This window comes from Micromonospora deserti, from assembly GCF_003236335.1.
Lineage (GTDB): Bacteria > Actinomycetota > Actinomycetes > Mycobacteriales > Micromonosporaceae > Micromonospora > Micromonospora deserti.
This window is the reverse complement of record NZ_POUB01000003.1, coordinates 76,660-86,213: the sequence shown is the minus strand read 5'-3', so window position 1 is coordinate 86,213 and position 9,554 is coordinate 76,660. Positions and strand designations below refer to the sequence as shown.

The 9,554-nt window shown below is 68.6% G+C and carries 6 protein-coding genes; all 6 read right to left on the bottom strand.

Features of this window, described 5'->3' with window-relative positions; genetic code table 11:
• Positions 1–806: LysM peptidoglycan-binding domain-containing protein (locus C1I99_RS00885; protein ID WP_158553886.1), on the bottom strand; the 806-nt coding region annotated here is incomplete at its 3' end.
• Positions 807–1,083: 277 nt separating this feature from the next.
• Positions 1,084–3,105: an AfsR/SARP family transcriptional regulator gene (locus tag C1I99_RS00880; protein ID WP_233512238.1), complete on the bottom strand. Its 2,022-nt coding sequence runs from the start codon at positions 3,103–3,105 to the stop codon at positions 1,084–1,086.
• Positions 3,106–3,127: 22 nt separating this feature from the next.
• Entirely contained in the window at positions 3,128–4,972 is a 1,845-nt protein-coding gene (locus tag C1I99_RS00875) for an Hsp70 family protein (RefSeq protein WP_233512237.1), read from the bottom strand.
• Between the two features lie 759 nt (positions 4,973–5,731).
• On the bottom strand, positions 5,732–6,079 hold the full coding sequence (locus tag C1I99_RS32185; protein ID WP_146603854.1) for a hypothetical protein: 348 nt from the start codon (positions 6,077–6,079) through the stop codon (positions 5,732–5,734).
• Positions 6,080–6,243: 164 nt separating this feature from the next.
• Positions 6,244–7,338: a hypothetical protein gene (locus C1I99_RS00865; RefSeq protein ID WP_111132231.1), complete on the bottom strand. Its 1,095-nt coding sequence runs from the start codon at positions 7,336–7,338 to the stop codon at positions 6,244–6,246.
• A gap of 129 nt (positions 7,339–7,467) precedes the next feature.
• Positions 7,468–9,552, bottom strand: a complete 2,085-nt coding sequence (fxlM, locus tag C1I99_RS00860; protein WP_111132230.1) for a methyltransferase, FxLD system — start codon at positions 9,550–9,552, stop codon at positions 7,468–7,470.
• Positions 9,553–9,554 lie beyond the last annotated feature (2 nt).

Below are 9,554 nucleotides of genomic sequence, written 5' to 3'. Positions count from 1 at the left end.
GCCTCGTGGGCGGGGAGAGCGAGGACCCATCCGACGTGGATCTCGTCGGGGTCGGTGAGGGCGTAGCCGTTGGCCTGTTCGTTTCCCCGGTTGAGTTTGTAGATCTCCCGCCAGCGGTGCGGGTCGCCGAGGTGCTCGGCTGCGAGGTCCCACAGGGTGTCTTCGGCGGTGACGTCGATGGTCCTGCCGGGGTTTCGGTTCGCAGCGCGGGCGTCGGTGCGGTCCCGGGCGAAGGTCGGCGGGGTGGCGACGGTGGAATCCGCATCGCTGTTCCGGCTTTCTGAAGTCAGTACGGCGGTGGTTGTCGTAGGCGAGGTGGTGGGGTGTCCTAGCCGGGAGGGTGCCGGGCCGGTCGATTGTGTGTGAGGCACGGCGTCGCGGATCGGGGCGGTCTCGGTTGATGGTGGTGTCATTGCAGAGGGGTCGGCATCTGTGGCGGTGTGGCCGTGCGCAGTGGCGGGAAGGGCGGCGGTGGTGACGGCGGTGGTGCCAAGCAGCGTGGCCGCGAGTGCTTGCAAGGGACCGGGTAGGTGCAGGGTGAGGTGCCATCGCAGGCGGGCGGCGAGGTAGCGGTGGGTGTGATCGGTGACGGCGGTTATTAGGAGTACCCACAGCAGCCAGGCGCTGGCGTACGTCAGCAGGATGATGAAGCCGCTGGTCAGCGGCTGGTGCACCCATGCCTGGAGTTGGTCAGCGGATAGGTCGACGGTGGTGAGCCATCCGGCCTGGTAGAGCAGCGCTGGAGGTGCCAGCGCGAGGGCAGCGGTGGCGGTGCGTACGACGGCTGTCGAGGCGCGCTTCGCCATGGCCTGTCTCCCTCCGGCGTAGCGACGGTTGGTGATTCAGACCGTAAAAGCGTTATGGGCTGCCGGAGTGGGTGAAGGCCCTGACAGCACCTCACACTTCCTTACACGACCTCACAACCGCAGGTCACCGCGTTGCCGCCTACGCGGCGTCCGCATTGCCCCAGCGAGCAGAGACTCCGTCGTACGCCGGGATGGGCCGGGCGTTGCTCGGTGACCCCGGCGAATCTCGGTCCCAAGTGGGGGAGTGCCGCGAGCGTTACCGCGGCAGCCGGATGGGCTACTGCTGAATGGTGGGCGAGAGCCGGTGGGAGGCGGGGTCGTCGACGCCCGCGCGCGTGAGAGTTTGTCGGTAGTGGTCATGGAGTTCGGCGGCGGCCTCGTGGTTGCCGAGGGCGGTGAGGGCGCGGCTGGCGTGCTTGTGCAGGTCGGCGTTGTAGGGGTCGATACGGATGCCGGCCTGTAACAGCTGAAAGGCCTGGTGCGAGTCAGGTTCCGCAGTGGCGAGAGAGACGCAGATGTCGAGGATCCGTCGGCGGGTTGCTTCGCGGATGGGGTCGAGCCAGGGCCAGGTGCGCGTGGCGGCGAGGTCGGCGGGGTAGGCGTCGAGGACGGCCTGCCAAGCGGTGCTGGTGTTGATGCGCGTGGTGGCAGCGTGGTCAATGGCGGCGTCCAGGTGCCAAAGGTCGACGTCGACGTGTGCGGGGTTCAGGCGGTAGCGGTCGTCAACATGGTCGATGACGTGCAGGCCGCAGGCGGCCCGGATGGTGCCGCGTAGGTCGCTGAGGGCGGTGTAGAGCCGTCCGGTGAGGGAACGGCGGGGCAGACCTGGCCAGATGGCGTCGGTGAGTTGTGCGGTGTCGGCGCCGGTGGGGTGAGTGGCGAGGTAGACGAGGATCTGGAGGGCGGCGCTGCGGCGGATGGCGAGGGGCTCACCGTCGATGAGTAGTTGGGGATCGCCGAGGACGCGCAGGTATGGCCGCTGACGGGGAACGTGGGGCTGTAGGCGGGGCTCGTGTCGGGTGGCTTGTCGAGGCAGCCGAGGGTCTGGTGACCCTGCACGGGGCAGGGAAGAGCGCGGGGTGGTCGGGTCGGGTGGTGCAGGGTCGGGAAGGGCGATGATGGTAAGCAGGTCGGTAGCCGCCGTCTGGTCCAGGACGCACAGCCGTGGTCCGTTCCCATCGGCCTGGTGTGGGTCGTGCAGGTAGCCCGCTGAGTCGGCGTGCCAGGTCGGGCCAGGCCAGTCTCCTAACGCGACGACCACCGCAGCGGTGGCGACGCTCGCCTCGACAACGTGCTTCACCTGAGTTTCGTCGCCGTCACCCTCGTCGAGGAGCACTATCTGCCGGTGGCCGGCTTCCCGTGGTGCGGCGTCTTGACGCTGCATGGTGGTGTACGGATCAGCGGAGTGGTTGGCAGCGTGCACGAGCCGCACCAATTCGTCCAGGCTGTCGGCGATCGTGAGCGGTAGACGCCGGCCGAGCGTTTCGGCGGCAGGACCGAGGAGACTCGCAAGGGCTGCCTTGGTGGTAATCAGGGATGTCGTGGGATGTCGATTCCTGGCGATGAGGGCGGTGACCAGCATCCCTCGACCGATGGGCAGCGCGCCTGGTCCGGTGAGGCCTACGCCGCCGGCCGGTAGGACTTCGACGAGGGCAGAAATCCCGTTCGTCGTCAGCGCGGCTGGCGGGGTGGGGGTGTCGGCGAGTGCGGCTTGCACGGCGGCGACGGTGGGAGGTAGCGGGGCAAGATCTGTATCGTCGCGGCTTGTGGGGCGTGGTTGGTAGTCGCGGCGGCGGCGTAGCCACACTAATGCTGCGGCGGCAGCGAGCTGCTCGGCGGCGTCACGGGGCAGCCAGCCACCGGATACCTCGATCCCGTCATCGTGTGTGGCCTCGCCGGGATCGTCGGGCGGTGGCTCGTCTTGAAGGGCGACCGGGCTAGCCTCCGGGGGCTGCGGTGGGGCGGTGGTGAGGGCGTTGGTGGTGACGCCGAAGACCGCGGCACCGGCCATCCCGCTGGCCGTAGCCTGCAAAGGCGTCGGCAGCGGTAGCCGCCGAAGCCATGCCGAGGTCTCGCGGAGACGTACGAGAACCCGCATGGCAACGGTGTAGGCGAGCATCAGCCAGAGCAGCCACGCCCCGATGGTCAGCGCGCCGGCGAGTGTCTGCTCAGTCAGTGGCTCCTGCACCCATTCCCGCGCCTGCTCCATGCTCGGCCACCCGCGTACGGGCGGGCCGATCAGGAGCAGCAGTACCACTGGCGGGCTTGTCAGGAGCGCGAGGACGAACAGCAGTGACATCAGCTGTCTCGGCCACCGCACCTCAGCCACCTCCACTTGGCGGGCCAGCATCTGCTGTTGGTGCCACCACGGCAGGGTCGTTCGTGGCGGGGCGGATGATGCGGGTCCACAACCGGGCTGCCCACCATCCCGTCACGGCCACGGCGTAGCTGACGCCGAAGATGCGCGAAGCTTGCCCGCTGACGATCGCCGCGCTGATCACCGCGATGGGGGCTGAAAGAATGAGACGGAACATCAGCGGCGTCACCAGTGCCATGACGATCCCGACGCCCAGAAGTAGCCCACCGACCCTGCCGGCGATCTCGATCCACAACACCAGTTCCGGCCACCTGTCGGCCGTCAGCGAGTATTGGATCAGGCCCATGCCGAGTGCGGCGGCGAAGATCGATCCGGTTGGTGCCGCCAGTAGCGCTGACCAGCCACCATGGGGGGCGCGCCACTGCCGGGCGGCTACCACCGCCATCGCTACGGCGATCACTGCGAGCGGAGTGATCGGCCACAGCGCCCAGCCCAAGAATCGACCCACCGGCAGGCCGAAGTATTGGCTGGCGACCACCGCGTAGAGGCCCGCGATCGCTGTGCCGAGGGAGACCGCAGCAAGGATGCCCACGCTCACCTTCCCACCCTCGGTCCGGGTACTCGGTGTGGGGCTACGTGTGGCAATCAGGGAGCCCAGTACGGTGCCTGCGCCGAGACATGCGAGCAGAGCGAACACGGCGGCCATCGTGAACTCGCCCCAGTTCAACCGCACCCAGTAGTGCACGGTGAACGCGCCGTTGCGCTCGGCGGTGAGGAGGCACTGCCCGATCAGTGCGAGCGACGCGAAGCCGGGTACCGCGATCGCCACGGCTCTCCGTACCGGCGGCACGGGCACCTCCACCGCGACGGGAGGCCCTATGCCCGCGGCACCAGCGTCCGCAGCGCCTCGTGCCGCGACAAACTCGGGGTCGGATACGACCGTCGGGACGATGCCGGTGTGCTCGGCGACAACCGTCGCCAAGTGCGGCAGGTGGGCGCTGCCACCGACGCAGTAGATCCCCGCCAGATCGCTGACACTCAACTCGGCGGCGGCGGTGGTCTTACCGACCAGCTCTGCTACGCGTCGCACCACCGGCTGGGCTGCCTGGTCGAGCATGCTGCTGGTCGCGATGACCGGTGCCTGCCCGGCTAGCGGTACCGCGACCGCTGGGTGTGTTCCCAAGGTCTTCTTCGCGGTACGGATAGTCTCCGCCGCCCAATCGCCCATAGCGTCGAGGGGCAAGTCCCGTCCGGCCGTCAAAGCCGCAGTCAGACCGAGGTCGACGGCGTTGCCGCCAGCAGCAGGGTCGGACAGGGTCGCAAGGACCTCGAAACCAGCGGCGCCACGCCGTAAGACCGTCACCTCCGCGCCCAACCCGACGTCGCAGACAACGATGAACGTCCCCACACGCAGCTGCACGCCGGTGGCCAGCAGATGCTCGGCGACGGCCACCGGGGCCTCGACAAGACGCGGCTGGGCGAGACCCGCCCGGTGCGCGGCTTGCCGCATCCATGTACGCCGACGCGGCCCCCACCCAGCCGGCACCACCAGCCGCACATCCCGCACCGGCCCGCCAACGATCCGCTCGGCCTCGGCCGCAACTCTCCGTAACGGCGCCGCCGCCAACGCGAGTGCGTCCACACGAGTGGTGCCGACCGTCTGGTCACCGTCAGCGGGGCGACGCGGGACAGGGATGAAGCTACTCGGCTGCTCCCCACCGGCCTGCCACGCCCGTTGGCCTGTCCACACATCTCCATCGGCGGTCACGAACACGGCGCTGGGCAGGCGCGGCAGCCCGTCAAACGACAGCGTGGACGAGCTGCCATCAGCCCAGGCCAGAACAGCCACGGTGCTGGCGCTACCGCAGTCGATCGAGAGCCGCGCTTCTCCCGCCCCCATAGACACCATCAAACATGAAGATGTCATTCACGTCATCTGTTGATCACACACAGGTGTTCGGTCGCGCTGCGTTCTGTCTCTCTCATGTCGGAGAGTTGCGCCGTCCGCCGGTTGCGGCTAGACCTCGTTACGGGCGTCGGAATCCGGCCGTGACGTGTCGTATCGCGCCAACGCCGCGCTCGCCCACTCGACCTGCAAGCAGGGATGAGGCGTCATCCGGCCCCAGCCTCCAAGCACGCCATGCACAGTCCGTTCACGCCGGGGACGTGCACCGCACGGGCACCGCGTCGACCGCGTCGAGCACCCCTGCCAGCCTGGTGTCGTCGGCCGGCCGGCCAGGATTCGCAGCGCCGTCGGCCGCGCGGGACGAGCGCCAGTAGTCGGCGTCTCGCCTACCACGCATTAGGATCGCCAGCGGTGGGCTGGGTAGGGCCGGTGCCCGTGTGCCGGCCCGGGGTAGGCACTCATCGCGCCGGCCCGTCCGCGTTCCGGTTCGCGGCGAACCACGATGACGGGGTAGGTCCAGCGGAATCCCCACCGCCGTGACGAACTCCCGATGCGCCCGGCCGGCGGCGCGGAAGTCGTCCGAGTCGGATGATGGTGCCGCCGGCTGATCGGCTCCCGGAACAAGGTTCGACCTCGCCACAGGTGGCGCACTGCCCATTTGGGCGTACCGCCAAGTGGCGCTCAAGCTCCGCCTGTGCTTGTTCAAGTTCCGTCAGCGCGACGCTGCCCAAATAGGTCGTGCTCATGCGCACCTCCAGGAGGCGGCAGGATGCGTATCGCGCTGAGGCGCACGGGCGCGGGTCGAGGATGCCGATCGGCCTGGGTTCCGTCGGTACGCAGCGTCAGCCCCTCCGCGTTGAGCCAGTCGCCGTCCGGTAGGCGAACCTGGTCACCGATCTGCGTGATATGCAGGCTCAGCGTGCCGGCGCCGTACCGGTAACTCCGCTCGTCGATCTGGATAACGTCGCCGAGCTTGACAGCCGTCATCGTGCTTGCCTGGTGTGTCCACGGGCGAGGCGAGTCGTGGTGGATCCGCAGCAGGGGCACCACCGCTTTTGACCTTGAATGACAGCAGCCCGGCAAGGTAGCCGGTCAGTAGGGCTGCGATCACCGCAACGATCAGCATGTCGCTCCGTCCTTTGTTGAAGTCCGCGGAGGGAGTGGCTGCGCGCACCCGCCTGCGAGCAAGCGCTCCGTGGCGTGAATCGATGCCGCTAGCATGGGCGGATGCCGTGATCTATTGCGGTTCCAGCCAGATCAAGCGCTGAGGAAAGCTGACCAACCGCTGCTGCTGGCAGGTGGCCCTGGCCTAAACAGCTCGCCTTTATCAGCGCCCGCAGTGTCTCTTGGTCTTCGGAGGTGCCGGCCGGGTGATTGATGAGGTCGCGCGCTGCGTTGGCGTCCTCGTCGTGGATGACGTCTGCAACCAGTTGTTTGATCAGGCTGTCTACGGCATCCGTTGGCAAGCTCATCGCGAGGTCCAGAGCCGTCAGTCCGAGGCGAACGCGGAACACGGTGAGCCCGGGGGTTCGTGGTACGGCCGACACCCGATCGATCAGGCCAGCATGGTCGACGGGGGTGCTACCCACAGCCAGTTCCAGCCAGGTCATGAGGAGTCCATGCACCGCATGCTCACACGGCGTTTCGATCTTGGTGGCCGCAAGGAGAGCCGCTGCTGACGGCCCTTCGGCCTGCAGCAGGTGGGCGACGATCGCGACCTGTCGTCCATCAAGGAGGGTAGGTCTGATCCCGTCGTATCGGCGCACGTGGGTCACGGCGTCGTCCCATCGTCCGGCGAGGGTGAGGGCGCGGGTTCCGTCGGAGAGCAGTGTGCCGCGCAGCCAACTGATGATCTGATTGAGTTCCTCGTGGTCGGTGGGAAGTTGTCGAGGGTGTATCTCCAGGCCCTCCAGAAGAGCGGGAGTGCCGCCGACGATGGCCGAGTGCAGGTGGGTGAGTAGGCGGTACGCGCCTCCGCCGTCGCCTCCGCGAATGCGCAGGCGAGCGAGGTTGACGACTGGTTCGAGAGCGAAGCGGGCCGTGTAGCCGTTCAGCGGGGCTTGACTGAGGTAGAGGCTCGCGTGGCGGCGGCACCAGGCGCGGGCGATGTTGGGCTCTCCGCAGTCGGAGGCGATGAGGGCGGCCCCGTTGAACACCATGGACGCCTTCTCCCGATCGCATTCGCGGTGTGCGGCTTCGGCGAGCCTGACGAGCCGGTCTACTCGAGCATCCAGTGGTTTGGCGGGCGGTCGTTTGCGGGCGACGAGAGGGAAGCGGGCGGCGATGGTGGCGGCAAGAGACGGAGTCATGGTGTCCTCATCTGCTGCGGAAGGGCCGCATGGTGGCAACGAGGTGCGTCCAGGTCGTGCGTGACGTCTCAGCTGCGCTCGTCCCTGGGCGCCGGGGCGGGACAGGGCACCGCCCCGGCGTGGATGCGGTCAGAAGGAGATCGTGAGGATGGTGTCGGATCGGCTGATGTCGTCGCGTCCGGCGGGCCGGGTTCCTGCGCGGTGGGCGGTGACGGTGGGCTGGTTGGGGCGGCCTGCCTCGTCCCATTGGTCGAGCAGGTTGGTCAGGTCGGTGGCGAGCGCTTTGGCGTCCGGTCCGTGTGCGATCGCGCCGAGTTCGTGGTGGCCGTTGCCTGCGTCCTGGAAGGCGAGGTAGGCGATGGTGCCGCCGTGGTAGATGGCGGCACCGGCCCATCGGTAGGCGGGGGTGACCAGTCCGCTGGTGCGGGCGGTGTCGCCGACGCCGAGGCGTCCGAACGGCTTGTTGGCGTGGACGAGGAGCCACAGGTCGAGGTGGCCGATGGGGTCGGCGTCGTTGACCTGGATGCCGGTCCAACGTTCGAGCCGGGGGTGACTGAGGGCGCTGGCGAGGGCGGCGCGGTCGGGCTGGTCGGTGGCGTCGAGTTTGAGGACCACGTCGGCGTCTAGGCGTACGTGGTGGTCGGTGTGTTCGGCGCTGCCGCGCATGGGGACGAATCCGCAGACCAGCGGCGCCGTGGTGCTCACCAACTGGTGGGGGTCGGTGCGGTCGAAGGCGAAGCACCGGGTCAGGCCGCTCTCGTGCACGCGCAGGGGCACGACGATGCGGCCGTGGTCGGCGAGTTGTTCCCACCAGGCGGCGGAGATGTCCCAGGCTCCGGCGGTGACGATGATCCGGTCGTAGGGCGCGTGATCGGGGTCGCCGAGGGCTCCGTCGCCGCAGACCACTGCGACGGTGTCGTAGCCGGCGCGGTCGAGGCCGGCGCGGGCGCCGTCGGCGAGGTCCTGGTCGAGTTCGATGGTGACGACCTTGCCGCCGGGGCTGGTCAGCTCGGCGAGCAGGGCGGCGTTGATGCCGGTGGCCGCGCCGATCTCCAGGACGCGGTGGCCGGGTTGGGGGGCGAGTTGTTCGAGCATGTCCGCGACGAGGCTGGGGCTCGACGCTGACGACAATGCGGCACCGCTGGGGTCTCGTTTGGTGACGATCTGGCGGCGGGTATACACAGTTTCCAGGTCGACGCCGGGGAGGAACTGCTCGCGGGGGACCGTACGGAACGCGTGCGCGACGGGGGCAGAGCGGATGTGGCCGCGCTGTTCGAGCGTGCTGACGAGTTGTTCGCGCAGCGTCGCGGCACTCGACGTTCCCGGTGCGGTGGGGGAAGTGTTCACTGCGTTGACCCTACTGTCGATCTTGGCGGCGGGTTGATAGCCGGATGGGGTGTCGAACGGGCGGTGGAAGGTGACGTTCACGGCCGCCGTCGCGAGCAGCCAGGTGTCAGCGGCGGAGATACCGAGCCGGTTGAACAGGAACAGAAGATGGTGGGTCAGCACCTCGCGTAGGTCACGGGTCAGCGCGCCGTGCCGGTCGAGGAAGCCGAGGTCCGCGCCCGCCAGCTCGTGGGCTTGTGGCCATCGCGGGGTGACGGTCAGCGGGCTTCTGGCCGTGTCGTCGGCTGCGGTGATCAGGCGTTGCACGGCCGCGATGAGCCTGGGGCTCGGCGCGGGGGCGTTCGGCTGGTGCCGGCGCGAGGCGAGAAGCCGCCAGACGTCGCCCTGCTCGGAGAACTCCAGTCCGGCGGCGCGCATGAGGCGAGTGGCGAGCAGGACGCCGAGTTCACGCCGATGGGTGCCGCCGGCGGTAGCGAGATGGCCGAGGATGTGGCGGCTGTCCGCGTGGAAGAGGGTGTGGGCGATCGTCATTGCCTGGTCCCCGCCGAAGGCGTACGCCTCGGGCCGGTAGACGGGTTCGGTGACACCGCGGATGCGGTCGTCGTCGGTGATGGAGGCGAGGAGGGCGTAGACCTGGGCGAGCCGGTCGCCGGGCAGGAGCCGCAGCCGCCACGTCTCGCTCTTACGGATGAACCAGAAGGCGGTGATCGCCCGGTGGTCCTCCGCAGCGGTGAGCTCAGGGGCGAGCCGCGTTGCGGCGAAACCCTCAGCGGTCTGCCAGTCCGAGAGGGTCAGGTTGATCTGGCGCCATCGGCTCGCCGGCGCCACGCCTGGTGGCTCGGTGTCGGGTTCGGAATCGAGATCCACGA

Bases quoted from the DNA above. Each gene is read 5' to 3' on its own strand.
- C1I99_RS00880 (WP_233512238.1), bottom strand. From the start codon at position 3,105: ATGTCACTGCTGTTCGTCCTCGCGCTCCTGACAAGCCCGCCAGTGGTA.
- C1I99_RS00865 (WP_111132231.1), bottom strand. From the start codon at position 7,338: ATGACTCCGTCTCTTGCCGCCACCATCGCCGCCCGCTTCCCTCTCGTC.